This is a genomic window from Micromonospora sp. R311, from assembly GCF_056780015.1.
This window is the reverse complement of sequence record NZ_JBSWCE010000005.1, coordinates 143222-168442: the sequence shown is the minus strand read 5'-3', so window position 1 is coordinate 168442 and position 25221 is coordinate 143222. Positions and strand designations below refer to the sequence as shown.

The window sequence follows — 25221 nt, the reverse complement described above, 5'->3', positions numbered from 1 at the left end:
CGGATCAGCCGGCACAGCCCGGTGGCGCCGCACGGCCGACCGGAGCGCAGCGGCGGTCGGCCATGAGCGAGCGGGTGGTGATCGTCGGCAACGGGATGGCCGGCGCCCGGCTCGCCAGCGAGCTGCACGCCCGGGACCGCAAGGTCACCGTGCTCGGCGCGGAGCCGCACCGGGCGTACAACCGGATCATGCTGTCCACCCTGCTGGCGGGGAAGGTCGGCGAGCCGGACGTGGAGCTGGCCGAGGTCGCCGGCCAGGGCGTCGACCTGCGGACCGGGGTGGCCGTGACCGCCATCGACCGGGCCGGGCGCACCGTACGCACCGACGACGGCGACCGGATCGGCTACGACCACCTGGTGCTGGCCACCGGCAGCCGGGCCATCGTGCCGCCGCTGCCCGGGCTGGCCGGCGACCGGCTGCCCCCGCGGGTGGCCGCGTTCCGCACCCTGGACGACTGCCGGCGGATCCTCGCCGTGGCCCGCGGCGCACGCCGCGCCCTGGTGCTCGGCGGCGGGCTGCTCGGGCTGGAGGCGGCCCGCGGGCTCGCCGCCCGGGGACTGGACGTCGGCGTGGTGCACCCGGTGCCGTACCTGATGGAGCGGCAGCTCGACCCGGCCGGCGCGGCGGTGCTCGCCGACACGCTCGCCGGCCTCGGCGTGACCACCCACCTCGCGGTGGCCGCCACCGGGCTGGCCGCGGACGCCGACGAGGTCCGGCTCGCGCTGGCCGACGGCCGGACGCTCACCGCCGACCTGCTGGTCCTCTCCTGCGGGGTACGCCCCGACACCACGCTCGCCGCGGCGGCCGGACTGGCCGTGGAACGGGGCGTGCTGGTGGACGACCGGCTGCGCACCAGCGACCGGCGGATCTCCGCGATCGGCGACTGCGCCCAGCACGACGGCACCCTGACCGGGCTGGTCGCCCCGGCCTGGGCGCAGGCCCGGGTGGTGGCGCAGGTGCTGACCGGGGAGGACCCGCTGGCCCGCTACCGGCCCCGCCCGGTGGTGACCCGGCTCAAGGCCGCCGGCATCGACCTGGCCGCGATGGGCGACCCGGACGGCGGGCCGGGCGAGGAGCTGACCTTCGCCGACCCGGCCCGCGGCACGTACGCCCGGTTGCGGATCCGCGACGAGCGGCTGACCGGCGCGATCCTGCTCGGCGACAACCCGGCGGTCGGCACGGTGATCCAGCTCTTCGACCGGGGCCAGCCGGTGCCGGCCGACCGCCGGTCGCTGCTGCTCGGCCGGGCCCTCGGCGCGCCCGCCGCGGCGCCGGCCGCCTCCCCGGCGCTGATGCCGGACGCGGCGACCGTGTGCCAGTGCAACAACGTCAGCAAGGGGGCGCTGGTGAGCTGCTGGCGCTCCGGCGCCCGGACGGTCGACGCGGTGGTGGCGGCCACCCGGGCCGGCACCGGCTGCGGCGGCTGCCGGGACGCCGTGGCCGGCATCGTCGACTGGCTGTCCGAGGTGGATTCGGTGGAGGTGACGCGATGAGCGACCGGAACGAGCGAATCAGCAGACCCGGGGCGACGGTGCCGCATGACGGCACCCGACGAGGCGGAGTGCCGTCATGAGCGCCGGCAGGTTGGTCGTGGTCGGCAACGGCATGGTCGGGCAGCGCCTGCTCGACGCGCTGCGCGCCCGCGACCCGGGGGGACGCTGGCAGGTGACGGTGCTCGCCGAGGAGCGCCGGCCGGCGTACGACCGGGTGCGGCTCTCGGCGTTCTTCGACGGGGTGGGCGCCGACGAGCTCGACCTGCACACCCCGCACCCCGGCGTCGAGCTGCGCCTCGGCGAGCCGGCCACCGCGATCGACCGGGACCGGCGGGTGGTGCGCACCGCGGCCGGCGAGTACCCGTACGACGCGCTGGTGCTGGCCACCGGCTCGTACGCCTTCGTGCCGCCGGTCGACGGCGCGGACCTGCCCGGGGTCTTCGTCTACCGCACCCTGGACGACCTGATGGCGATCCGGGAGCACGCCCGCGGCCGGCGCACCGGCGCGGTGATCGGCGGTGGCCTGCTCGGGCTGGAGGCGGCGAACGCGCTCCGACTGCTCGGGTTGGCCACCAGCGTGGTCGAGTTCGCGCCCCGGCTGATGCCGGTGCAGGTCGACACCGCCGGCGGGGCGATGCTCCGCCGCTACGTCGACGAGCTGGGCGTGGCCACCCACCTCGGTACGGCCACCACCGCGATCCGGCCCGGCCCGGACGGCACGGTCGCCGGCCTGGAGCTGGCCGACGGCAGCACGGTCGACGCCGACCTGGTGGTGGTGGCGGCCGGCATCCGCCCCCGCGACGAGCTGGCCCGGGCGGCCGGGCTGCCGCTCGGCCCGCGCGGCGGGGTGCTGGTCGACGGCACCTGCCGGACGGCCGACGAGCGGATCTGGGCGGTCGGCGAGTGCGCCGCGGTGGACGGCGCCTGCCACGGCCTGGTCGCGCCCGGCTACGCGATGGCCGAGGTGGTGGCCGACCGGCTGGTGGGCGGCGCGGCCACCTTCCCGGGCGCGGACACCGCCACCAAGCTGAAGCTGCTCGGCGTGGACGTGGCCTCGTTCGGCGACGCGCACGGCGCCACCCCGGGCTGCCTGGACGTGACGTTCACCGACCCGGCCACCCGGGTCTACGCCAGGCTGGTCCTCTCCGACGACGCGAAGACCCTGCTCGGCGGGGTGCTGGTGGGAGACGCGAGCGCGTACCCGACGCTGCGGGCCAGCGTGGGCGGGCCGCTGCCCGCGCCCCCGCTGGCGCTGCTCGCCCCCGAGGGCGCGGGCGCGGGGGCCGGCACCCTGCCCGCCACCGCCCAGGTCTGCTCCTGCAACGCGGTGACCCGCGCCGACATCGACGACGCGATCGCCGGCGGCTGCGCCGACGTGCCGTCGCTGAAGACGTGCACCCGGGCCGGCACCAGCTGCGGGTCCTGCGTGCCGATGCTGAAGCAGCTGCTGGACGCCGCCGGGGTGCGGCAGTCGACGGCACTCTGCGAGCACTTCGACGCCAGCCGCCAGGAGCTGTTCGACATCGTCCGGGTCCGTGACATCCGCACCTTCTCCCGGCTGATCGCCGAGCACGGCCGGGGACGCGGCTGCGACATCTGCAAGCCGGTGGTGGCCTCGATCCTCGCCTCGCTCGGCGCCGGCCACGTGCTCGACGGCGAGCAGGCGTCGTTGCAGGACACCAACGACCACTTCCTGGCCAACCTGCAACGCGACGGCAGCTACTCGGTGGTGCCCCGGATCCCGGGCGGCGAGATCACCCCGGAGAAGCTCATCGTGATCGGCGAGGTGGCCCGGGACTTCCAGCTCTACACGAAGATCACCGGCGGGCAGCGGATCGACCTGTTCGGCGCCCGGGTCGAGCAGCTGCCGCGGATCTGGCGCCGCCTGGTGGACGCCGGCTTCGAGTCCGGCCACGCGTACGGCAAGGCCCTGCGGACGGTGAAGTCCTGCGTCGGGTCCACCTGGTGCCGGTACGGGGTGCAGGACTCGGTCGGGCTGGCCATCGCGCTGGAGCTGCGCTATCGCGGGCTGCGCGCCCCGCACAAGATCAAGTCGGCGGTCTCCGGTTGCGCCCGGGAGTGCGCCGAGGCCCGCAGCAAGGACTTCGGCGTCATCGCCACCGAGACCGGCTGGAACCTGTACGTCGGCGGCAACGGCGGCTTCCGGCCCCGGCACGCCGACCTGTTCGCCACCGATCTGTCCACGGAGGCGCTGATTCGGCTGATCGACAGGTTCCTGATGTACTACATCCGCACCGCGGACCGGCTCCAGCGCACCGCCGCCTGGATCGAGGCGATGGAGGGCGGCCTGGACCACCTGCGGTCGGTGATCGTGGACGACTCGCTCGGCCTCTGCGCCGAACTGGACGCGGCGATGGCCCGACACGTCGAGTCCTATTCGGACGAGTGGCGCGACGTGCTCGACGACCCGGACCGGCTGCGCCGGTTCACCTCCTTCGTCAACGCCCCCGACGTGCCCGACCCGTCCATCACCTTCACCCTCGAACGCGGCCAGCCGGTGCCGGCCGGAGGCCGACCGCCCGCGGCCCGCCAGCCGGTCGCGCTGGGACTGCCGGAGGTACGCCGATGACCACCGCGATGCTGCTGACCTGGACCCCGGTCTGCCCGCTGGACCGGCTGGAACCGGACCGGGGCGTCGCCGCCCTGGTCGACGGCGTGCAGGTGGCGCTCTTCCGGACCGCGGGCGAGGTGTTCGCGGTGGACAACCTCGATCCGGTCGCCGGGGCGTACGTGCTCTCCCGGGGGATCGTGGGCAGTCGGGGCGGGGTGCCGACCATCGCCTCCCCGCTGCACAAGCAGGTGTACGACCTGCGCACGGGGCACTGCCTCGACCTGGCGGGGACGTCCGTGACCCGGCACGAGGTGCGCTGCCGCGACGGCGTGGTCGAGGTGCGGCTGCGACAGGAGGGGTGAATGCGCGACGAACTGGCCGGCTTCACCATCGGGGTGACCGCCGACCGACGGCGGGACGAACTCGCCGCCCTGTTGCAGCGGCGGGGCGCCCGGGTGGTGCTCGCCCCGGCCCTGCGGATCGTGCCGCTGGCCGACGACACCGAACTGCGCGAGGCCACCCGCGCCTGCCTGGACCGGCCGCCGGACATCGTGATGGCGAACACCGGCATCGGGATGCGCGGCTGGCTGGAGGCGGCCGAGGGCTGGGGGCTGGCCGAGCCGCTGCGGTCGGTGCTCGCCGAGGCGTACGTGGTGGCCCGGGGGCCGAAGGCGCGCGGGGCGATCCGCGCCGCCGGCCTGCACGACCAGTGGTCGCCGGCCTCGGAGAGCTGCGACGAGGTGGTCGACCACCTGCGCCGGCGCGGGGTGGCCGGGCAGGTGATCGCCATGCAGCTGCACGGTGAGCGGCAGCCGGAGTGCACCCTCGCCCTGGAGGCGGCCGGGGCCACGGTGATCGAGGTGCCGGTCTACCGGTGGGCCCCGCCGACCGACCCGGCCCCGCTGCACCGGCTGATCGACCTGGTCGCCGCGCGGCTGGTCGACGCGGTCACCTTCACCTCGGCCCCGGCGGCGGAGGCGCTGCTGCGCGCCGCCGGCGACCGCACCGACGCGGTGCTGGACGCGTTCCGCGGCGACGTGCTGGCCAGCTGCGTCGGGGCGGTGACCGCGGAACCCCTGCTGCGCCGGGGGGTGCCCGTCAGCGCGCCGAACCGGGCCCGGCTGGGCGCGCTGGTGCGGACCATCGTCGACGAGCTGCCGCGCCGGACGGTCACCCTGAAGGTGGCCGGTCACCTGGTCACCCTGCGCGGGCACGCCGCCGTGGTGGACGGCGAGCTGCGCCCGCTGGCGCCGGCCCCGATGGCGGTGCTGCGGGCGCTGGCCCACTCCCCCGGCCGGGTGCTCTCCCGCACCGCGCTGCTGCGCACGCTGCCGCGCGGCGCGGACGAGCACGCCGTGGAGATGGCGGTGGCCCGACTCCGTGCCGGCCTGCGCGCTCCCCGCGTCGTGCAGACCGTCGTCAAGCGCGGCTACCGCCTCCGCGTCGACTAGCCCCCCGCCCGGGGCGGTCAGCCGACCGGGGTCGGGAAGCCCCGGCCGTGCTCGGCCTGCAGCCGCAGCATGGCGTGCTCGACCACGGTCACCAGCACCTGCTTCACCGACTCGCGCCGCCGGGCGTCGCACATCACCAGCGGCACGTCCGGCGAGATCGCCAGCGCCTCCCGGATCTCGCCCAGCTCGTACTCGGGAGCGCCGTCGAACCGGTTAAGCGCCACCACGTACGGCAGGTTGCGGTTCTCGAAGTAGTCCAGCGGCGCGAAAGCGTCGGTGATCCGGCGGGTGTCCACCAGCACCGCGGCGCCCACCGCGCCCCGGATGATCTCGTCCCACATGAACCAGAAGCGGGTCTGGCCCGGCGTGCCGAAGAGGTAGAGGATCAGATCCTGGGCCATGGTGATCCGGCCGAAGTCCATGGCGACCGTGGTGGTCTCCTTGCCCGGCACCTTCGACGGGTCGTCGATGCCGACGCCGGCCGCGGTCATCACCGCCTCGGTGGTCAGCGGCGTGATCTCGGAGATCGCCCCGACCAGGGTCGTCTTGCCCACGCCGAAGCCGCCCGCGACCACGATCTTCGCGGAGATGATCTCCCGGCTGCGGCTCGCCCCGGCGGGGTCATAGTTCGCGAAGTCCACTTAGCACCCTTCCCAGCAGGTTCATCCGCTCCTCGTAGCCCTCGGCCGGAGCGGCGGTGTGTAGCGTCAGCAGGCCCTCGGCCACCATGTCGGCGACCAGCACCCGGGCGACCCCCAGCGGCATCCGGGTGTACGCGGCGATCTCCGCCAGTGACTGCGCCCGGCCCTCGCAGACCGTGGCGATGCGGTGCTTGTCGTGCCCGGCGAACCGGGCCTCGGCCGCCGCCGTGGGGCTGGCCGAGAGCACCGCCTCCAGGGCGATGTCCTGTCGGGGCTCGGTGCGGCCGCGGGTGACCGCGTACGGGCGCACGAGCTCGCCACGCGGGTCCGCACGGCGGTGCTCCATCCGCGGTCACCTCCCTCCCCGACCGGAGCCCGACGGCACCGGATACCTGTCCCTGGTCGACGCGCGGGCCGGCGCGTCGCCGCCCGCTACGAACGCACCGCGTCCCGGGGCAGCGGCACCAGCGCGGCGCCGACCCGCTCGACCAGCAGCGCCATCTCGTAGCCCACCTGGCCGACGTCGCAGCTGCGGGCGGCGAGCACGGCCATCGACGAGCCGTCGCTGATGGACATCAGGAACAGGTAGCCGCTGTCCATCTCGATGACCGTCTGCAGCACCCCACCGGCGCTGAACATCCGGGCCGCCCCCTCGGTCAGGCTGACCACCCCGGAGGTGATCGCCGCGAGCTGGTCCGCCCGGTCCCCCGGCAGGTCCCGGGAGGAGGCGAGCAGCAGCCCGTCCGCGGACACCGCCACCACGTGGGCGATACCCGCCACGCTGTCGGCGAAGTTGGTGAGCAGCCAACCCATGTCCTGCATCGCAGCTGGCCTGTTCATCGGCTCGTCTCCTTGGTCGAGGTGCTGTTCTGGTCCGTCCCGGCCGACCGCCCGCGCTGTACGCCGCGGTGGTAGGCCGACAACAGGCCACGTACGTCGTCCGGCGTGCGCCGGGTGCGGGCCCGGGCGCCGCGCGGTTCGATGCCGCCGGGCACCAGCTGCGCCTGCGGCACCCGCTTGGGCAGCCCCGACCGGGTGGTCCCGCCGGTGGTGGGCTCGGCGGCCCGGCTCGCCCGGGACCAGCCCTCGTCGGCCGCCGTCCGCCACGCGTCCGGGTCCGGCGCGGCGGCCGGCGCCGCCGTGGCCGACGCGTCCGTGGCCGGTGGAGTGTACGACGGCGGTGGCGGGGCCTGGGCCGGCGCGGGCTGGGCCGGCGTCGACATGGCCGACGTCCCGGGGGTACGGGTGGGCAGTGGCGGCGGCGCGGGGGTGCCCGTCGCCCGGCGCTGCCCACCGGTGGCCGAGGCCGTCGGCGCGGGCGGGTCCTGGTCGAAGTTGGGCCGGGCGAAGATGGTGGTCACGTCGTCGCCGTGCGAGCGGAACCAGACCGCTTCCATCTCCCGGAAGATCGGCGCCTCGGCCGGCTGCTCGCGCCGCGGGGTGATCGGCGCGGCGGGCGGTGCGAGGGGTGCGGTGGCGGCCAGGTTGGCGCCCAGCCCGCCGCCGAAGCCGCTGCCCGGGGCGCTGCCGCTCGCCGCGACCGGAGGTGGGGCGGGCGTCGGGGCGGCGGTACCGGCGACCGGGCCGGCCGGCAGCACCGGCCCCCCGTCGGCGGTCGCGCCGGGGGTGCGCCGGGGCAGCCGGTCCAGGGTGGAGCGGCCGCCGGCCGGCAGGCCGGCCTGGTCGGCGTCGAAGCCCGGCTGGGCCGGCGGCGGCGGGGTGAGCGTCGGGTGGGTCGCCGGCGGGCCGCCCGCCTGCACGGTGGGCGTGCTGTCCCGGACCTGTTCCCGGGCCGGCCACGGCGCCGGCGGTTCGGTCCGCCACTGGTCGGGCAGGGTGGCCGCGGCGGTCCGGCCGGCGAGCGGCTCACCGAGGCCGGCCGGGGTGAGCGGGTTCTGCTCGACCGCGAGCGGCTGGCGCGGCCGGGTGATGGCCTGGTCCCGGCTGCGCAGGCTCGGCAGCACCACCGTGGCGGCGGGCAGCGTCACCTGCGCGACGGTGCCGCCCTCGACGTTGCGGCGCAGGTCCACCCGGATGCCGTAGCGGGCGGCGAGTCGGCTCACCACGGCCAGGCCCATCAGCCGGAACGCCGCGACGTCGACGCTCGGCGGGGCGGCCAACCGCCGGTTGAGCGAGTCGAGCTGCTCGTCGGAGAGGCCGAGGCCCCGGTCCTCGATCTGGATCAGGACGTAGTCGCGGATCCGCCGGCCGTCGGCGACCACGATCGTGTTCGGCGGCGAGAACCGGGTGGCGTTGTCCAGCAGTTCGGCCACCAGCCGGACCACGTCGTTGACCGCGTGCGAGGCGACCGAGACGTCGGTGTCGACCGTGCCGAACTCGATCCGGTTGTAGAGCTCCACCTCGGACTGCGCGGCCCGTAGCACGTCCACCAGGAGGGCGTCGTCGCGGCGCGGCACGGCGGAGTCGGCGCCGGCCAGGACCAACAGGTTCTCGTCGTTGCGGCGCATCCGGGTGGCCAGGTGGTCAAGCTCGAAGAGCTGGGCCAGCCGCTTCGGGTCCTCCTCGCCGCGCTCGATCGCGTCCAGCTCGCCGATCATCCGGTCGACCAGTGTCTGGCTGCGCCGGGCCAGGTTCAGGAACATCGCCGAGACGCTGGTGCGCAGGGCGGCCTGTTCCGCCGCGACCCGGACCGCCTCCCGGTGAACCACGTTGAAGGCGAGCGCGACCTGGCCCACCTCGTCCCGGCTGTCCAGCTTGATCGGGTCGCGCACCTGCCGGACGATGTCGTCGACCCCGCCCTCGCCGACGCTGCCCATGGTCTGCAGCCGCTGCACCGCGTCCGGCAGGTCGTGGTTGGCCACCGAGAGGGCGCCCTCGCGCAGCCGGCGCAGCGAGTGGTTGAGCGAGCGGGCCAGCACCACCGCGAGCGTCACCGCGATCAGCAGGGTGAGCAGCACCAGCGCCGACTCGATGACGGCCTGCCGGATCACCGCCGAACGGGCCTCCTCGGCCTGGGCGAGCAGCCGGTCCTGCAGCTGGATCTCAGCCCACCGCATCAGGTCGTTGACCGCGCCGATGGCGGTGGTGGCGTCCTGGGCGGTGACCAGCGCCCGCTGCCCGACCGAGCGGGTGATGTCGGCGGTCAGCCGGTCGGCCAGCACGACCGCGTCGCCGGAGACGGTGTTGTCGACCAGGGCGCGCTGGGCCGGGTCGGCGGCCAGGAAGAAGGCGAGCAGCGCCTCCTGCTGGCTGGTCTGGGTGGCCACGAACGAGGAGAACTGCTCCTCGTCGAGCTGGCCGCTGCTGAGCGCGGTGAATGCGACCGACTCCTGCTCGGCGACCGCCGCCTTGGCCCGGGCGAAGGCCGCCACCGCCCGCCGGCTGTCCGCCAGCCGCTCGTCGCCGGGCAGCTGGGCCAGCCCGTCGCCGTAGGCGACCAGGTCGGCCAGGATGACCCCGTAGCGCAGCGACGCCTCGGCGACCGCCATCTGCTGCCGGTCGAGCACCTCCTGCCGGGTGCCGTCCAGCGTCTCCAGGTGGCCGTCGATGGCCGCCAGCCGGTCCCGGACCGCCGCCGGCGCCTCGCCGATCCGGCCGCGCTCGGCGCGGTACTCGTCGACCCGCTGCTGCGTCTGGCGCACCCGCAGGTTGTACGCGTCGGCCTGCTGCTGCGGGCTGGCCAGGAAGGCGGCCGCCGCCATCCGCTCGGCGTGCACGGCCTGGGTGAGCGCGGATACGTCGATGGAGAGCGCGGTGAGGGACCGGGCCCGGGTGGCGTCGAACGCGCCCTCACCGACGGAGACCAGCCGTACGGTGGCGAGGGCGATCACGGCGGCGACCGGGACGACGAGGATCAGCGCGAGCTTGGACCGGATCCGGGCGTCACGAAGACGGGGCAACCGGCGGCGGGTGCGCGAACGGTTGTCGCCGCTTTCGGGCAGGGTCGTCGGTCCGGTGCTCACGACATCGCCTCCGTCGTTTCTCCCACGCCTGACCCGCCGACCCGTGCCTGGTGCAGCGGCCAGCGCCACGCGCGGCACGGCCGCGATTTCATCAGACGAGAAGATGTTTGGGAAGCCGCAGGCGGGCAGGAAACGGTCGGACGGCACGCACCCCGTGATCCGGTCAACTGATACCTACATTTCCCCAAGCCCCTGAACAGGGCATGTGTCTCCAGAGTGGTCAGTCGTGTCGGTAGCGTGAGCGTTTGCAAACATCTCGTGACCCCAACATGTGGGATCTGCATCCCGAAAAGCCTCCGGGTACCGCCGCTTGACCGCAGCGCGCGGCGTTGGCAAGGTTTTGCAGGCTTCGCGCACACCGTACGGCAGACCCCTACCGTCCCTCCACTGAGGACGGACAACCCGGCGGTGACCGGGCAGCGCCCGCGCCGCACCTGGAGGACTGAGTTGAGCCCCATCCGCTCCGCGACCACCGCGGTGCTCGCATCGGCCCTGCTGGCCACCACGCTCACCGGCTGCCAGTTCGGCGCGGCGGAGCAGGACACGAGTCCCATCGTCATCGCCGCGGACCTCGAACTCTCCGGTGCGGCGGCGCCGGTCGGCAAGGCGTACCAGCGGGCCCTGGAGCTCAAGGTGGACCAGCTGAACGCCTCCGGCGCACTGAACGGCCGGAAGATCGAACTCAAGGTGAAGGACAACCGGTCCGACGCGAGCGAGTCGCTGCGCAACATCACCGACTTCAGCGACGATTCCCGGGTCAGCGCGATCATCATGGGCGGCTGCAACGAGTGCGCCGTCGGCGCCGCCCGGGCCATCGACGAGAAGCGCATCCCCACCATCGCCCTCGCCGCGTCCAGCGCGGTGGCCAGCCCGGTCGCCGAGCGCCGGTACGTCTTCAAGCTGGCCCCCAACGCGGCCGACAGCGCCGCCGCCCTGACCACCGAACTGCGCCGCGCCGGCGTCCGCAAGGTCGGTGTGCTGCACAGCGACGACACCTACGGCCGCGAGGGGCTCGCCGCGCTGCGCAGCGAGTTCGGCAAGGCCAACATCAAGCTGGTGCGCGAGGAGCCGGTACGCAACACCGCGACCGAGGTCGGCCAGCAGATCGGCGCGCTCACCGCGCGCAAGCCGGACGCGCTGGTCGTGTGGACCCCGCCGGAGCAGGCGACGCTCGCCGCGACCTCGGCCCAGCAGGCCGGCTTCGACGGGTCGCTCTTCTTCGACGCCTCGGCCGCGGGCGACCTCTTCCTCGGCGCCGCGGCGCGGGCCACCGAGCGGGCCACGCTCATCTTCACGCAGACCATGGTGATCGACGATGTGATCGCCACCACCCCGGCGAAGGCGGCCCGCCGGCAGTGGTTCCAGGACTACACCGCCCGCTTCGGCGGCTACCACGGCTCCTCCTCGTTCGCCGCGGACGCGGTGCAGCTCATCGCGGACGCCGAACTGCGCGCCGGTGGGTCGGCCGGGCGGGTGAACCGGGACGGCATCCGGGACGTGCTGGAGACGTCCCAGATGGACGGCCTGTCCGGGCCGATCCGGATGACCCCGGACAACCACTCGGGGCTGATGCCGCAGGCGCTCACCACGCTGGTAGCTCGGAATGGGCGCTGGCGCCTGGCCGGCTGAGGCCTTCCTGCTCCGACCCCGCAACAACGGCGCGGGCCGACCCCTCCCATGGGGGCCGGCCCGGCGCTCTGTGGTGGGTGATCTGAGGGTGTGCTGCGGTCCGGGGGGTTACCGGCTGCTGGTGGTTTCGCGGACCCAGGGGAGGGCGAGGCGCTCGACCAGGGAGAGGGCGCTGTAGAGCACGATGCTCATCGCCGCGATCAGCACGATCGCGGCCCAGGCGGTCGCGGTGTCCCCGATGCCGTTGTACTGGAGGATCTGGTAGCCCAGCCCCGGCAGGTCCGAGTAGAACTCGCCGATCACCGCCCCGATCGCGGCCAGCGGCATGGCCACCTTGAGCCCGACGAAGATCTGCGGCAGCGCGGCCGGGAAGCGCACCTTGCGGAACGCCTGCCACCACGAGGCGTTCAGCGACCGGGCCAGCTCGGCCAGGTCCGCCGGGGTGGTGGTGAGCCCGGTCGCCGTGGAGAGCACGATCGGGAAGAAGCAGAGCAAAAAGACCATCGTCAGGATCGGTTTCTCGCCCCAGCCGACCGAGACCACCAGCAGCGGACCGAGGGCGATCTTCGGCACCGCGTTGACCGCCACCAGCAACGGCGCGAACATCCGCTCGACCCGGCGGGAGGCGGCCAGCGTCATCCCGATCAGCACCCCGGCGACCGCCGAGAGCAGGAAGCCCACCAGCGTCATCAGGGTGGTGCGCCCCAGCGCCGGCAGCAGCACGTCGGCGGTCGAGGCCAGCGCGCTCCACACCGCCTGCGGCGGCGGCAGGGAGGCCGGGTGCACCAGCTCCAGCACCGACGTGACCAGCCACCAGGCGATCAGCGCGATCACCAGACCGAGCAGCGGCAGGCCGACCGCCGCCGGTCGTACGTCGCGCCGGCGGGTGGCCGGAGCCACCGGCGTGGTGGGCGTCGTCACCCCGGGTGCGCCCGGCGGGGCGTCGGCCCCCCGCTCCGCCTCCGCGGGGCCGGGTCGGGTACCGGTCGTCTCCGTCACGGGTCCTCCTCTCCTGCCGGCCGCCGCCGGCACGCGACGGGGGTGCGGCCCCCGGTCATCCCGGCGGGTCGCACCCCCGTGGCACGCTCGGCGTCGCCTCAGGCCTTCGGCGCGAGGTTGAAGTCGATGATCTGGTCGGGGGTGAGGTTCTGCTTGAGCGAACCGGCGCCCTGCAGGATCGCGATGCTCTTGGCGACCCGGCCGCTGTCCAGGGTGCCGAGCGCGGTGCCGGAGTTGCTGGACCGGACGTACCCGGCCATCAGCTGCAGCTCGGCGGCGGCCGCGTCCACGTTGGTCGCGTCCACGTTCTTCTTCAGCAGCTCGGCCGCCTCCTTCGGGTTGGCCAGGCTGTACTCCAGGCCCTTCAGCAGGGCGGCGGTGAAGCGCTTGACCATGTCCGGCTTCTCCTTGGCGATCTTCGCCGAGGTGATCAGCACGTTGCCATAGAGGTCCTGCATCACGTTGCTGTACGGCAGCATGACGGCCTTCTTCCTGGTCACCGTCTCGATCGTCGGCTGCCCGACGACGAACTGGCCGATGCCGTCGACCTGCCCGCTGGCCAGGGTGCCCATCAGGGTCTGCGCCTCACCGTTGACCCAGGTCACCTTGCTGGCGTCCACGCCGGCCATCCGGGCGTACGTCGGGAAGAGGTTGCGGACCACGGAGCCGGGGGTGTCGGCGAGCTTCTTGCCCTCCAGGTCCTTCGGCGACGCGATGTTCTTGCCCTCGACGGTGGCGATCGCGGCCATGGTGCGCTGCTGGATCGCGGCCACCGCGACGAAGTCCTTCGCCTGGCCGTTGCCGAGCTGGAGCAGGCCGCCGGTCAGGTCGATCGGGCCGAACTGAGCCTGGCCGCCGACGATCGTCTGGATCACGGCGCCAGTGCCCTGACCCGGCTTGATCTCCACGTCGAAGCCCGCGTCCTTGAAGAACCCCTTCTCCTTCGCCACCCAGGCGTAGGAGTCGCGGCCGAAGTTGCCGAACGAGGTGAGGTAGGTCACCTTCTCCAGCGCCGCGCCCTCGGGGCCCTTGGCATCGTCACCGGAGTCCGAGCCACCGCTGCATGCCGAGACCAGGGCCAGGGCGGTGGCCAGGGCGGCCGTGGCGACCGTACGGGTCAGCCTTCTCATCAGTGCACCATGTCCTTTCCGACCGGGGCCGGCAGGGCCACCGGAGGGGTTGTCTGGCGGGGTCGGCGGAGGGGGTGAAGCCGACACCACCGTCGTGAGGGGACTCTTCGCGGGCACAGCGTACGAGAAACAGACCTTTGCGATGCCAGGCGTACCGGGTTGCGGAACGGAAACAAACTGACGTCCACCCCGGACGGTGCGTGATGGGCACGAGCCGGATACCCTTTGCCGCGTTCCTGATCGCCCACTCAGGGGGAGGCCGCCGGAGATGATCCGAGTGTCCGGGGTGTCCCGCACCTTCGACGGTCGCGGCGGCCGGGTCGAGGCGCTGCGCGGCATCGACCTCGACGTCGCCGAGGGCGAGTTCGTGGCCGTGCTCGGCCGCTCCGGCTGCGGCAAGTCCACCCTGCTGCGGCTGATCGCCGGCCTGCTCCCGGTGACCAGCGGCGAGATCACCGTGGCCGGTACGCCGATCACCCGCCCGCGCCGGGACATCGCGATGCTCTTCCAGCGGCCGGCCCTGCTCCCCTGGCGCACGGTGCTGGACAACGTCCTGCTGCCGGTGGAGATCTTCGGCTGGAAACGCGCCAAGCACCGGGAGCGGGCCCGGCAACTGCTTGAGCTGGCCGGGCTGGCCGGCTTCGAGAGGCGCCTGCCGCACGAACTCTCCGGCGGCATGCAGCAACGGGTCTCGCTGTGCCGGTCGCTGATCGGCGAACCGCGGGTGATGCTGATGGACGAGCCGTTCTCCGCGCTCGACGCGCTCACCCGGGAGGAACTCTCCGGCGAGCTCCAGCGGATCCACATGGAGAGTTCGCCCACCGTCGTCTTCGTCACCCACTCGATCGACGAGGCGGTCCTGCTGGCCGACCGGGTGGTGGTGCTCAGCCCCCGCCCCGGCCGGATCCGCAGGATCGTCGAGGTGGCCATCCCCCGGCCGCGCACCCTGGGCCGCAACGCGCACCTGGCGGACGTCGCCCAGGTCAGCGCCGACCTGCACGAGCTGCTGATGGAGCGGGACGCACCGGCGCCCACCGCAGAAGGACGATGAGGACGATGAGCATGCGGGTCTGTGTCTTCACCGAGCCGCACCGCGGCGCCAGCTACCACGATCAGCTCCGCTTCGCCCGGCTGGCCGAGGCGGGCGGCTTCGAGGGCTTCTTCCGGGCCGACCACTACCAGTCGATGGGCGACGACCCGGGCCTGCCCGGTCCCACCGACGCCTGGCTGACCCTGGCCGCGCTGGCCCGGGAGACCACCCGGATCCGGCTCGGCACGCTGGTCACCTCCGCCACCTTCCGGCTGCCCGGTCCGCTGGCCGTGATGGTGGCGCAGGTCGACCAGATGAGCGGCGGCCGGGTGGAGCTGGGCATCGGCGCGGGCTGGTACGAGCGGGAGCACACCTCGTACGGGATCCCCTTCCCCGGCGTGGGCGGGCGGTTCGACCGGCTCGCCGAACAGCTCGAGGTGATCACCGGGCTGTGGCGCACCCCGCCCGGCGAGACGTACAGCTTCACCGGCGACCACTACCGGCTGCTGGACGCGCCCGCGCTGCCGAAGCCGGTGCAGACGCCCGGGCCGCCGGTGATCGTCGGCGGACGCGGCCCGAAGCGCACCCCGGAACTGGCCGCCCGGTACGCGGACGAGTTCAACATGCCGTTCAAGTCCGTCGCCGAGACCGCCGAGGCGTACGAGCGGGTGCGGGAGGCCAGCGACCGGCTTGGCCGGTCCGCCTCCGGACGGCCGCCGCTGGTGCTCTCCGCCGGGATCGTGGTGGCGATCGGCCGGACCGACACCGAGGCCCGGCGGCGGGCCGCCCCGCTGCACGTCAAGAGCGCCCTGCCGCCGGAGGACCCGGTGGTGGGCTCGCCGGCGCAGCTGGTCGACCGGATCGGCGAGTTCGCCGCCGCCGGCGCCACCCGGGTGCACCTGCGACTGATCGATTTCGCCGACCTGGACCACCTCGAGCTGATCGCCGCCGAGGTGCTCCCCCACCTAAACGGAGACCGATGACCGACGTGATCGACGAGCACGAGCTCGGGCCGGTGGGCCAGGAGATCGTGTACGAGAACGACCGGGTGCGGGTGTGGCACATCCGGCTCGAACCCGGCGAGCGCCAGCCGCTGCACCGGCACGACCACCCGTACCTGGTGGTGGCGATCCAGGGCGCGAAGAACGTGGTGCAGACGATCGACGGCACCCGGATCGACGCCGACGAGCCGACCGGCGGGGTGGTCTACCGGGACCCGGGCGCCGTCCACATGCTCACCAACGTCGGGGAGACCACCTACCTGGCCCGCCTGGTCGAACTCAAGTAGACCCGCCGCGAGCAGGGCCGGCACGCCGCACGGCGCGCCGGTGGCGATCGGGCGCACCGGACCGTAACGTGCCGGACATGGCCTTTCGGACCTGGAGCAGACTGCTGCTCACGGCGCTCGGGGTGAGCCTGCTGGCCGGCGCCGGTCAGCTCGGCCTCGCGTACGGCTTCGGCATCCTGCGGCTCACCGGCAGCTTCACCGGCGTCACCGTCAACCAGTGGCCGGCCCAGCTGGTCTGGGTCGGCTGGTGCGCGGCGAACGCCGCCGTGGTCGGCGCCGTCCTCACCGAACGGATCGCCCGGCGGGACCATCCGCTCACCGGCACCGGGCGGCAGCTGGCCGTCGCGGCCGCCGCCGCGCTGGGCGCCACCGTGGTCGCGCCGCTGTGCATGCAGCCCGCGCGGGCCGCCGAGCTGGTCTCCGTCGACCCGGTCTGGGCGGTCGGCATCTGCGCCGTCCTCGGCGCGGTGGTGGGTGCGGGCGCCGCGCTGGCCGTCCTGGTCAAGCCGCCGGTCGGCTGGAACATGGCGGCGGTCGCCGGCGTGCTCTGGCTGCTCGCGCTGCTGTCGGTCGCGCCGTCGCTCGCCACCACCGGGCAGCTGCCGATGGCCCGGCTCGGGGTCTTCGAGCCGGCCTGGCTCGACGCCGACGCGGCGCAGCGCCTGGCGATGCTGGTCCTGCCGACGACCGCCCTGCTCGCCGGGGCGGCGACCGGGGCGGCGGCCCGCTGGCGCGGGCACCCGCCGCTGGTGGCCGGGGCCACCGGGGTGGCGGGGCCGGTGCTGGTGGCGTTCGCCTACCTGACCGCCGGCCCCGGCGACGTCATCGACCGCTACCAGCTCGCGCCCTACTACGGGGCCCTGCTCGCGGTCGCCGCCGGCGCGCTCGGCTCGGCCGCCGCCGCGCTGGCGCGCTGGCCGCTCGGCGCGCACGCCGCCGGCACGCCGGCCCCCGGCACGCCGGCCATCGAGCCGACCGACATCCTGCGACCGCTGCCCGCCGGTCCGGACCTGCCGACCGCCGGGGCGCCCGCCGAGGCCGGATCGGCGCGGACCGAGCCGGTCGCCGAGCCGGCCGGCGCCGACCTGGCCGCCCGGTCCACCGGCACGGACGCGATCGGCACCGTGCCCACGGCCGGCGGATCCACGGGCCGGGCGGCTCCGGCGCACTGGGACTGGCTGGCGGCCAGCCCGACCGGCGAGCTGCCCCCGCGCACCGGCGACCACCCGTCCACCCGGGACACCACCACCGACGCGCTGACCACGCCGGGGACGGGCCAGGCGGGCGGTGCGGCGCCGGCACCCGCCCCGCGGACCGCGTCGCCGGACCGACCGGCGGAGCGTCCGGCGACGTCCACCGAGCCGACGACGTTCCCCACGACGCCCGGAGCGCCGGTCGGGTCCACGCGAGGCGCGGCGCGCTCCACCTCGCCCGCCGAGCCCACCCCGGCCACGGCGACGTCGGCCGCCGCCGAGCCGACGGACCCCGCGGCGGCGGCCGGCCCCGCGTCGGACGCGCACCCGGAACCCGTCCCGGCGGAGGACGCGGCCGAGCAGGCGCGCGGCACCGGGAAGGCCCGGTCGTCCCGCCCCACCGGCACCCCGGCCGCCAGCCGGACGAGCCGCCGCCCGGCCGCCGCCGCGCCGCACGACGAATCGGTGGCCGCCGAGCCGGCCGACGGGGCGGCGGGCGCCGCCGAGCAGCCCGCCCCCCGACCCCGGCGGGCGCGCAAGTCGAAGGCCGCCACCAAGCGCACCGGCCCGACCGCCCCGGCGACGCCCGCCGCCGCAGCCGCCGAGCCGGCGGCACCCGGCAGCGCTTCGGCCGGCCCGGAACCGGCCGCCGGCTCCGCCGCCACCGCCGACCGCGACGCCCCCACCGCGGCCCGCACCGCGGACGCCGCCCCGGCCCACGCCGGGAACACCGGCACGCCCACGCCGGCCGCCGCAGCGGCCGTCCCGCCCGTAACCACCACCGTGGACTCCACCGCCGCGCCGACCGTCCCGGTCGTGGACGCCACCGGCGCACCGGCAGCCAAGGCGCCGGCGCCCGAGGTGGGTGAGCGGCACGGCGCGACGCCCGAGCCCGCCCGGCCGGTGTTCAGGCCGGTGCCGGAGCCCGCCACCCCCACGCCCGAACGGCCGGCCGCGCCGCGCTCCACCTGGCCGGTCGCGCCCGCGTGGTCGGCGCCGCCCCGGCCGGCGCCCGCCGTCCGGGGCGAGGCGACCGGACCGGCCCCGGCCGAGGAGACGCCCGAGCCCGGCCGCCGGCCCCGGCACCGGGCTCCGCTGCCCGACCTGGATCGGGCCGCCAGTTGGGAGGCGCTCGCCACCGCCCGGCGCGCCGGCCCGGTACCGCCGGCGGACGGCGCCTCGCCCGACGGATCCACGCCGGACGCAGCGGCCGACGACCCGGCCGGGACCCCCGCCGACGCGGACCCGGAGCCGGCGCCCACCGGGACGGAGCAGAACGGCGGCCGGCTCCGCGGCCGGCTGGGGCTGTTCCGGCGCAACCGCGCCCGGACCGGCGAGGAGAGCCCCGACGCGGCGGACGACGAGCCGCTGCCGGCGCAGGACGAGGAGTACGTCGACTGGGTGGCCGGGTTGGGCCGGCCGCTGGCGGACAACGAGCCGGAGCAGGAGACCGGCCGCCGCTCGCTGCGCTCCACCGGCCGCCACCACCGCGACTGACCGTTCTCCGGGTGCGGTTGTTGCTGCTCCCGCGACAACAACCGCACCCGGAGGAACGCGGTCAGCACCGCCGGGCGTCAGGCCAGCGGCAGGTAGACCCGCCCGCCGGAGGAGACGAACTCCGCCGACTTGTCCCGCATGCCGCGCGCCGCGTACTCCTTCAGCTCCTGGGTGATCTTCATGGAGCAGAACTTCGGCCCGCACATCGAGCAGAAGTGGGCGGTCTTCGCCGGCTCCGCCGGCAGCGTCGCGTCGTGGTACGACCGCGCCGTCTCCGGGTCCAGCGAGAGGTTGAACTGGTCCTCCCAGCGGAACTCGAACCGCGCCTTGGACAGCGCGTCGTCCCAGGCCTGGGCGCCCGGGTGCCCCTTGGCCAGGTCGGCGGCGTGCGCCGCGATCTTGTACGCGATCACGCCGGCCTTCACGTCGTCCCGGTCCGGCAGCCCGAGGTGCTCCTTCGGGGTCACGTAGCAGAGCATCGCGGTGCCGAACATGCCGATCATCGCGGCGCCGATCGCCGACGTGATGTGGTCGTACGCGGGTGCGATGTCGGTGGTCAGCGGGCCGAGCGTGTAGAACGGCGCCTCGTGGCACCACTCCTGCTGGAGGTCCACGTTCTCCTTGATCTTGTGCATCGGCACGTGCCCGGGGCCCTCGATCATCACCTGCACGTCGTGCTCCCAGGCGACCTTCGTCAGCTCGCCCAGGGTGCGCAGCTCGGCGAACTGCGCCTCGTCGTTGGCGTCCGCGATCGACCCGGGCCGCAGCCCGTCGCCGAGCGAGAAGGTCACGTCGTAGCGGGCCAGGATCTCGCAGAGCTCGGCGAAGTTCGTGTAGAGGAAGTTCTCCCGGTGGTGCGCCAGACACCAGGCCGCCATGATCGAGCCGCCCCGGGAGACGATCCCGGTCACCCGGTCGACCGCCATCGGCACGTACGGCAGCAGCACCCCGGCGTGCACGGTCATGTAGTCCACGCCCTGCTCGGCCTGCTCGACGACGGTGTCCCGGAACACCTCCCAGCTCAGCTTCACCGGGTCGCCCCCGACCTTCTCCAGCGCCTGGTAGATCGGGACGGTGCCGATCGGCACCGGAGAGTTCCGGACGATCGCCTCGCGGGTCTCGTGGATCCGCTTGCCGGTCGACAGGTCCATCACCGTGTCCGCGCCCCACCGGGTCGCCCAGGTCAGCTTCTCCACCTCCTCGGCCACCGATGAGCTGACCGCCGAGGTGCCGATGTTCGCGTTCACCTTCACCAGGAACGCCCTGCCGATGATCGCCGGCTCGCACTCCGGGTGGTTGACGTTGAGCGGCAGCACCGCCCGCCCGGCCGCGATCTCGTCCCGGACGAACTCCGGCGCCATCCCCTCCCGGATCGCCACGAACTCCATCTCCGGGGTCACCACGCCGGCCCGGGCGTAGGCGAGCTGGGTGGGACGCCGGCCACCCGCGCCCGCGAGCGGAGTGCCCGCGCCCCGCACCGGCGCGACGTCCCCGCGCTCGGCGATCCACGGCCCGCGCAGCGGCGGCAACCCGACCGCCGGGTCGGAGCCGGGCCCGGAGGTGTCGTAGAGCCGCACCGGCGGGTTGTCGCCGGTCAGCACCACCTCGGCGAACGGCACCCGGACGTCCGGCCGCGAACCCTCGACGTACACCTTGCGACGTGCCTGCATGACAGCCTCCCTGGTGATCAACCGGACCAACCGAAGTGGTCCAGCGGGCCGCGTCCCGCGCCCAACTCCCAGTCCCGCGCGCCGGTCAGCGCGCGGGTCACGTACTCCTTGGCGGTCCGCACCGCCGCCGGCACCGGATCGCCGAGGGCCAGCCGGACGGCGATGGCCGCCGAGAACGAGCACCCGGTGCCGTGGTTGTGCCGGGTGGCCACCCGGGGCGCCCGCAGCAGGGTGGTGACGCCGCCGCCGCGCAGCACGTCGACCGCCTCGCCGTCCGCGTCCACGTCGCCGCCGGTCACCACCACGTGCGCCGGGCCGCCCGCCGCGAGCGCCTCGGCCGCGGCGACCATCTCCTCGACAGTGGTCACCGGGCGTCCGGTGATGGCCGCGGCCTCCGCGCAGTTCGGCGTCGCCACCTCCGCGTACGGCAGCAGCCGCTCGACGGCGGCGACCACGCCGAGCGCGTGTCCACTGGTGGCGACGAGCACCGGGTCGACGACCAGGTGCGGCAGCCGGCCGGCCCGGGCCGCGTCCGCGACCGCGTCGGCGACCGCCGGGCTGCCCAGCATCCCGGTCTTGGCCGCGCGCACGGTGAAGTCGGCCAGCACGCTCTCCAACTGGTCGGTGACCGTGCGCGGGGGCAGCGGCAGGACCGCGTCGACGCCCCGGGTGTTCTGCGCGGTGACCGCGGTGAGCACGCTGGTCCCGTACGCGCCGAGGGCGGCGAAGACCTTGAGGTCGGCCTGGATGCCGGCGCCGCCGCCGGAGTCGGAGCCGGCGATGGTGAGGACGGTGGTCGGGGTCACGCCTCTCCCCTGGTCGGTGCGTCACGCTTCGTCGTGGTCGCGGTTGGGGGCTGCGGCCGGCCGTGCGCGCTCGTCGTGGGTGCGGTTGGGGGCTGCGTCCGCCCGTGCCCACTCCGGGCGGTCAGGCTTGATCCCTGCGTGGGCACGGTCGGCCGCAGCCCCGTTTCGGAGACCTCCGCGCGTGGCTGCCGGCGGCGCGGCACGTCGGGGGCGTCCGCCCGTTCCTGGCGGCTACCCGGCACCTGGGTAACCGCCACCTCGGGGGCTCTGGTCGGCATGGTGGTCGCCTCTTCGAGGGGTCTGGTCGGGGTGGCGGTTGCCGCTTGGCAGGCTCTGGTCAGCGTGGCGGCGGCCTCGGTGGGGTCGTCGGCGCGCATGACGGCGCCGAGGACGGCCACTCCTGCCGCACCCGCCCTGATGCAGGCGTCCACCTGGTCGCGGGTTTCGATGCCGCCGAGGGCGAGGACCGGCACCGGGCTGGCCGCGATCAGCTCGGCCAGCCCGCGGGGCTGCAAGGGTGGGCCGTAGCCGGGTTTGGTCCTGGTGGGGTAGACGGGCGAGAGGATGGCATAGTCCTCCGTGGTGAGTCGGGCCAGTTCGGCCCGGTCGTGGCAGGAGCGGCCGACGAGGTTGAGCGGCGGTGGCGGGTAGGGCCCGGCCGACGGCAGGTGGACGGCGTCGCCGTCGAGCGGGTCGGGCCCGGCGACGATCAGAGTGCCGCCGACCTCGGCGAGGATCGGCCGCAACTCCGCCGCGAGCGCCGATCGTTCGGCGCGGGGCAGGTCCTTCTCCCGCAGCACCACCCAGCGGACTCCGCCACCGACGGCCCTCGCCACCACCTCCACCAACGGCCGTCGCGCCACCCGCCGATCGGTCACCACCACGACCCCCGCGGGCACCCGCCGGGTGCCCGACGAGATCTTGGAGGAATCCGGCCCCTCCAGGGGCCGTTTCCTTCCAAGATCTGCTGTGGCCGGAGCGGCGGTCGCCCCTGGAGGCGGGGTCACAGGTCGGGCCTGCCGTCGTCGGGGGTGGACGGCAGGGCGTGGAAGCGGCGGGCGATCCGGCCGGCGCCGGCGGCGAGCCGGCCGGCCTCGACCGCGTACCGCATCGCGGTGGCCATCGCCACCGGGTCGGCGGCCCGGGTCACCGCGCTGGCCAGCAGCACCGCGTCGCAGCCGAGCTCCATGGCCAGTGCCGCGTCCGAGGCGGTGCCGATGCCGGCGTCCAGGATCACCGGCACGTCCACGCTCTGCCGGATCAGCCGGATGTGGTGCGGGTTGGAGATCCCCAGGCCGGAGCCGATCGGGGCACCGGCCGGCATGACCGCCGCGCAGCCCACGTCGGCCAACCGGCGGGCGAGCACCGGGTCGTCGCTGGTGTACGGCAGCACGGTGAACCCGTCGGCGACCAGTTCCTCGGCGGCGCGGAGGAGTTCCACCCCGTCCGGCAGCAGGGTCCGCTCGTCGCCGATCACCTCCAGCTTCACCCAGTCGGTCTCGAAGGCGTCCCGGGCCAGCCGCGCCACCTTGACCGCCTCACCGGCGGTGTAGCACCCGGCGGTGTTCGGCAGCAGCCGCACCCCGCACCGGTCGAGCAGCGCCAGCAGCCCGCCGGGGGTGGTGTCCACCCGGCGCAGCGCGACGGTGACCAGCTCGGTGCCGGACGCCCGGATCGCCTGTTCCAGCACGTGCAGGTTGGCCGCGCCCCCGGTGCCGAGGATCAGCCGGGAGTTGAACGCGACGCCGCCCAGCGCGAAGGTCACCGCACTCACCCGCCCTGGGCGGCGCTGAGCACCTCGACCCGGTCGCCGTCGCACAGCACGGTCGCCGGCCACCCGGCCCGCGGCACCACCTCGCCGTTGACCGCCACCGCCACGCCGCGCTGCTCCGGGGTGACCTCCCGGACCAGCTCGGCCACCGTCGCGCCGCCGGGCACCGTCCGCCCGGCGCCGTTCACCGTCAGTTCCACCTGTCCTCCTCCGTCGTCTGCTGGTCGGGGCGGGCCGGCCCGAACCGGTCGGGCGTGAAGGGGGCGAGCAGCGGGTCCGGCGCTCCCCCGGCGGCCAGGTCGGCGATCAGGTCGGCGGTGACCGGGGTGAGCACGATGCCGTGCCGGTGGTGCCCGGTCGCGGCGAGCACGTCCGGCCGGCCGGGTAGCGGGCCGAGGATCGGGGCGTTGTCCGGCGTACCGGGGCGCAGCCCGGCCACCGCCTCCACCAGGTCGTACCCGGCCAGTTCGGGGAGCAGGTCGACGGCGGCGCGGAGCAGCCGCAGCACCGCCTCGGCGGTGACCGTGCGGTCGGCCCGCTCCTCGACCGTCGCGCCGACCACCACCTCGCCGTCGGCGCGGGGCACGAGGTAGACGTGCTCGCCGTCGGCGTACCCCCGGATCACGTGCCGGAAGCCCGGCGCATCGCCGCCGGGCGCGCGGAGCCGGAGCACCTGCCCCTTCACCGGCCGGACCGGAAGCCCGGCCAGCGCGGCGGCGCCGCAGCCGGCGGCCACCACGGTGATCCCGGCGTCCACCTCGGACAGCCGGCGCACCGCGCCGGGCACCAGCACCGCGCCGGCCGCCTCCGCGGCGGCCCGCAGGGCCGGCACCAGCAGCCGCGGGTCGACCTGGTGGTCGGTCGCGGCCAGCGCGCCGCCGCGCACCCGGAGGGCCAGCGCCGGCTCGCGGTCGCGCAGCTGCGAGGGGCGCAGCGGCGTCACCGGCAGTCCGAGTCCCTGCTGGTACGCCCAGAGCCGGCCCGCCTCGGCGAGGTCGTCGGCGCTGAGCCCGACCATCAGGGTGCCCTCGGTCCGGTAGCCGATCGGCAGTCCGCTGGCCCCGGTCAGCTCGGCGGCGAAGGCCGGCCAGCGCGCGGCGGACTCGCAGAGCAGCCCGGTCAGCTCGCGCTCGCCGAAGTACGCCTCGGCGACCGGGGCGAGCATCCCGGCGGCCACGGCCGACGCCCCGGACCCGGGGGCCGGGTCGTGCACGACCACCCGCAGTCCCCGCGCCGCGCACCGCCAGGCGACGGCCAGCCCGATCGGCCCCGCGCCGACCACCGCCACGTCCGGCCGGCCGCCGGTCAGCACGTCAGCGCCCCGAGCAGGTCGGCGGTCGCCCGACCCGGGTCGGCGGCGCCGGAGAGCGCACCGACCACCGCCACCCCGTACGCCCCGGCGGCCCGCAGCGCCGGCACGCTCGCGGCGGTGACCCCGCCGATGGCGATCACCGGCACGTCCACCGCGGCGGCGACCGCACGTACCCCGGCCGGGCCGATCGGGTCGGGCAGGCCCGCCTTGGTGGCGGTCGGGTGGCAGGGGCCGACGCCCAGGTAGCTGGCCCCGGCGGCGACCGCTTCGGTGGCGGTGCCCGGGTCACGCGCGGTGGCGCCGAGCACGGCGGCGGAGCCGAGCACCCGGCGGGCCGCGCCGACCGGCAGGTCGTCCGCGCCGACGTGCCCGCCGTCGGCGCCCACCGCCAGGGCCACGTGCAGCCGGTCGTTGACCAGGCAGGTGGCGCCGTAGCCGGCGCAGAGCGCGACCGCCCGGCGGGCCAGGTCGTACGCCTCCCGGTCGGTCGCGGAGTCCTCCACCCGGACCTGCACCACCAGCTCGGCGCGGGCCACCGCGAGGGCGGCCCGGACGACGGTGAGCGGATCCCGCCCGGGTCGGGTGTCGGTGACCAGATGCAGTCGCCCAAGGGACGGCACGGCAACACTCCTCCCTGCGCCGGCATTACCCGGATCAGGTTCGACGGTCGGGGGCTTCCAGCCCCCCTCTCAGCCCGGTTCACCGGGCTCCCGTGGGTTACGTCGGTGTCACCGTACGACAGATCCGCCGGCCTGCCAAGGTGGTCTGGCCCACCCCGGGCGGCCGCGGCCCGGGCCGGGCGGAGCCGGCGACGGC

The 25221-nt window shown here is 75.2% G+C and carries 21 protein-coding genes, 1 pseudogene and 1 riboswitch; of the genes and pseudogenes, 9 read left to right on the top strand and 13 right to left on the bottom strand.

The window, feature by feature from the left end; genetic code table 11:
• Positions 1 to 62 precede the first annotated feature (62 nt).
• The 4 genes from AC1WTP_RS05960 to AC1WTP_RS05945 all read left to right on the top strand — a co-directional run bounded on the left by AC1WTP_RS05960 (position 63) and on the right by AC1WTP_RS05945 (position 5516).
• The gene (locus tag AC1WTP_RS05960; RefSeq protein ID WP_481648215.1) at positions 63 to 1493 is read left to right on the top strand and encodes an FAD-dependent oxidoreductase; all 1431 of its coding nucleotides are present in this window, start codon (positions 63 to 65) and stop codon (positions 1491 to 1493) included.
• Between the two features lie 76 nt (positions 1494 to 1569).
• The gene (gene nirB, locus AC1WTP_RS05955; RefSeq protein WP_481648214.1) at positions 1570 to 4083 is read left to right on the top strand and encodes a nitrite reductase large subunit NirB; all 2514 of its coding nucleotides are present in this window, start codon (positions 1570 to 1572) and stop codon (positions 4081 to 4083) included.
• The gene (gene nirD / locus AC1WTP_RS05950; protein WP_481648213.1) at positions 4080 to 4427 is read left to right on the top strand and encodes a nitrite reductase small subunit NirD; all 348 of its coding nucleotides are present in this window, start codon (positions 4080 to 4082) and stop codon (positions 4425 to 4427) included. The genes nirB and nirD overlap by 4 nt, the downstream gene beginning before the upstream one ends.
• Positions 4428 to 5516, top strand: coding sequence for a uroporphyrinogen-III synthase (locus AC1WTP_RS05945; protein ID WP_447134690.1), 1089 nt, complete (start codon positions 4428 to 4430; stop codon positions 5514 to 5516).
• Between the two features lie 17 nt (positions 5517 to 5533).
• On the opposite strand, the gene AC1WTP_RS05940 is transcribed toward AC1WTP_RS05945, so the two are convergent.
• From AC1WTP_RS05940 to AC1WTP_RS05925, 4 genes are all read right to left on the bottom strand, one after another.
• A complete protein-coding gene (locus AC1WTP_RS05940; RefSeq protein ID WP_447134689.1) occupies positions 5534 to 6157 on the bottom strand; it encodes a GTP-binding protein in 624 nt (207 codons plus the stop codon).
• Positions 6138 to 6503: a DUF742 domain-containing protein gene (locus AC1WTP_RS05935; protein ID WP_447134688.1), complete on the bottom strand. Its 366-nt coding sequence runs from the start codon at positions 6501 to 6503 to the stop codon at positions 6138 to 6140. The genes AC1WTP_RS05940 and AC1WTP_RS05935 overlap by 20 nt, the downstream gene beginning before the upstream one ends.
• A gap of 86 nt (positions 6504 to 6589) precedes the next feature.
• Positions 6590 to 6997, bottom strand: coding sequence for a roadblock/LC7 domain-containing protein (locus tag AC1WTP_RS05930; RefSeq protein WP_007465177.1), 408 nt, complete (start codon positions 6995 to 6997; stop codon positions 6590 to 6592).
• Entirely contained in the window at positions 6994 to 10080 is a 3087-nt protein-coding gene (locus AC1WTP_RS05925) for a sensor histidine kinase (RefSeq protein ID WP_481648212.1), read from the bottom strand. The genes AC1WTP_RS05930 and AC1WTP_RS05925 overlap by 4 nt, the downstream gene beginning before the upstream one ends.
• Positions 10081 to 10527: 447 nt before the next feature.
• Between AC1WTP_RS05925 and AC1WTP_RS05920 the strand changes: the two genes are divergently transcribed.
• Positions 10528 to 11709: an ABC transporter substrate-binding protein gene (locus tag AC1WTP_RS05920; RefSeq protein WP_481648211.1), complete on the top strand. Its 1182-nt coding sequence runs from the start codon at positions 10528 to 10530 to the stop codon at positions 11707 to 11709.
• Positions 11710 to 11817: 108 nt separating this feature from the next.
• Here the strand turns inward: AC1WTP_RS05920 and AC1WTP_RS05915 are convergent, their stop codons facing one another.
• A complete protein-coding gene (locus tag AC1WTP_RS05915) occupies positions 11818 to 12708 on the bottom strand; it encodes an ABC transporter permease (protein WP_481648210.1) in 891 nt (296 codons plus the stop codon).
• A 98-nt stretch (positions 12709 to 12806) separates the two neighbouring features.
• Entirely contained in the window at positions 12807 to 13838 is a 1032-nt protein-coding gene (locus AC1WTP_RS05910) for an ABC transporter substrate-binding protein (RefSeq protein ID WP_481648209.1), read from the bottom strand.
• Positions 13839 to 14106: 268 nt separating this feature from the next.
• Between AC1WTP_RS05910 and AC1WTP_RS05905 the strand changes: the two genes are divergently transcribed.
• The 4 genes from AC1WTP_RS05905 to AC1WTP_RS05890 all read left to right on the top strand — a co-directional run bounded on the left by AC1WTP_RS05905 (position 14107) and on the right by AC1WTP_RS05890 (position 18846).
• On the top strand, positions 14107 to 14889 hold the full coding sequence (locus AC1WTP_RS05905; RefSeq protein WP_481648208.1) for an ABC transporter ATP-binding protein: 783 nt from the start codon (positions 14107 to 14109) through the stop codon (positions 14887 to 14889).
• An 11-nt stretch (positions 14890 to 14900) separates the two neighbouring features.
• On the top strand, positions 14901 to 15851 hold the full coding sequence (locus AC1WTP_RS05900) for an LLM class F420-dependent oxidoreductase (RefSeq protein WP_481648277.1): 951 nt from the start codon (positions 14901 to 14903) through the stop codon (positions 15849 to 15851).
• Positions 15848 to 16156, top strand: coding sequence for a cupin domain-containing protein (locus AC1WTP_RS05895; RefSeq protein WP_447134681.1), 309 nt, complete (start codon positions 15848 to 15850; stop codon positions 16154 to 16156). Before AC1WTP_RS05900 ends, AC1WTP_RS05895 begins: the two co-directional genes overlap by 4 nt.
• Positions 16157 to 16233: 77 nt before the next feature.
• Positions 16234 to 18846, top strand: coding sequence for a DNA polymerase III subunit gamma/tau domain-containing protein (locus tag AC1WTP_RS05890; protein WP_481648207.1), 2613 nt, complete (start codon positions 16234 to 16236; stop codon positions 18844 to 18846).
• A 77-nt stretch (positions 18847 to 18923) separates the two neighbouring features.
• Here AC1WTP_RS05890 and thiC read toward each other — a convergent pair whose 3' ends face one another.
• From thiC to thiE, 7 genes and pseudogenes are all read right to left on the bottom strand, one after another.
• A complete protein-coding gene (thiC, locus tag AC1WTP_RS05885) occupies positions 18924 to 20516 on the bottom strand; it encodes a phosphomethylpyrimidine synthase ThiC (RefSeq protein ID WP_481648206.1) in 1593 nt (530 codons plus the stop codon).
• Between the two features lie 17 nt (positions 20517 to 20533).
• Complete coding sequence (thiD, locus tag AC1WTP_RS05880) at positions 20534 to 21322, bottom strand: bifunctional hydroxymethylpyrimidine kinase/phosphomethylpyrimidine kinase (RefSeq protein ID WP_481648205.1); 789 nt, start codon at positions 21320 to 21322, stop codon at positions 20534 to 20536.
• Positions 21323 to 21621: 299 nt separating this feature from the next.
• Positions 21622 to 22221, bottom strand: a pseudogene (locus tag AC1WTP_RS05875) (thiamine phosphate synthase); the annotation flags it as partial.
• Positions 22222 to 22325: 104 nt separating this feature from the next.
• Positions 22326 to 23096, bottom strand: a complete 771-nt coding sequence (locus tag AC1WTP_RS05870; protein WP_481648204.1) for a thiazole synthase — start codon at positions 23094 to 23096, stop codon at positions 22326 to 22328.
• Positions 23093 to 23293, bottom strand: coding sequence for a sulfur carrier protein ThiS (thiS, locus tag AC1WTP_RS05865; protein ID WP_481648203.1), 201 nt, complete (start codon positions 23291 to 23293; stop codon positions 23093 to 23095). Before thiS ends, AC1WTP_RS05870 begins: the two co-directional genes overlap by 4 nt.
• Positions 23284 to 24405 (bottom strand): glycine oxidase ThiO, encoded by a 1122-nt coding sequence (thiO, locus tag AC1WTP_RS05860; protein ID WP_481648202.1) that lies wholly within the window; start codon positions 24403 to 24405, stop codon positions 23284 to 23286. The genes thiS and thiO overlap by 10 nt, the downstream gene beginning before the upstream one ends.
• Positions 24399 to 25025, bottom strand: a complete 627-nt coding sequence (thiE, locus tag AC1WTP_RS05855) for a thiamine phosphate synthase (protein ID WP_481648201.1) — start codon at positions 25023 to 25025, stop codon at positions 24399 to 24401. Before thiE ends, thiO begins: the two co-directional genes overlap by 7 nt.
• A riboswitch (TPP riboswitch) is annotated at positions 25020 to 25129 on the bottom strand. Its footprint overlaps the gene before it by 6 nt.
• Between the last annotated feature and the right edge of the window lie 92 nt (positions 25130 to 25221).

Bases quoted from the DNA above. Each gene is read 5' to 3' on its own strand.
- thiC (WP_481648206.1), bottom strand. From the start codon at position 20,516: ATGCAGGCACGTCGCAAGGTGTACGTCGAGGGTTCGCGGCCGGACGTC.
- AC1WTP_RS05935 (WP_447134688.1), bottom strand. From the start codon at position 6,503: ATGGAGCACCGCCGTGCGGACCCGCGTGGCGAGCTCGTGCGCCCGTAC.
- nirD (WP_481648213.1), top strand. From the start codon at position 4,080: ATGACCACCGCGATGCTGCTGACCTGGACCCCGGTCTGCCCGCTGGAC.
- AC1WTP_RS05905 (WP_481648208.1), top strand. From the start codon at position 14,107: ATGATCCGAGTGTCCGGGGTGTCCCGCACCTTCGACGGTCGCGGCGGC.
- AC1WTP_RS05895 (WP_447134681.1), top strand. From the start codon at position 15,848: ATGACCGACGTGATCGACGAGCACGAGCTCGGGCCGGTGGGCCAGGAG.
- AC1WTP_RS05900 (WP_481648277.1), top strand. From the start codon at position 14,901: ATGCGGGTCTGTGTCTTCACCGAGCCGCACCGCGGCGCCAGCTACCAC.
- AC1WTP_RS05910 (WP_481648209.1), bottom strand. From the start codon at position 13,838: ATGAGAAGGCTGACCCGTACGGTCGCCACGGCCGCCCTGGCCACCGCC.
- AC1WTP_RS05930 (WP_007465177.1), bottom strand. From the start codon at position 6,997: ATGAACAGGCCAGCTGCGATGCAGGACATGGGTTGGCTGCTCACCAAC.
- AC1WTP_RS05945 (WP_447134690.1), top strand. From the start codon at position 4,428: ATGCGCGACGAACTGGCCGGCTTCACCATCGGGGTGACCGCCGACCGA.
- AC1WTP_RS05960 (WP_481648215.1), top strand. From the start codon at position 63: ATGAGCGAGCGGGTGGTGATCGTCGGCAACGGGATGGCCGGCGCCCGG.
- nirB (WP_481648214.1), top strand. From the start codon at position 1,570: ATGAGCGCCGGCAGGTTGGTCGTGGTCGGCAACGGCATGGTCGGGCAG.
- AC1WTP_RS05890 (WP_481648207.1), top strand. From the start codon at position 16,234: ATGGCCTTTCGGACCTGGAGCAGACTGCTGCTCACGGCGCTCGGGGTG.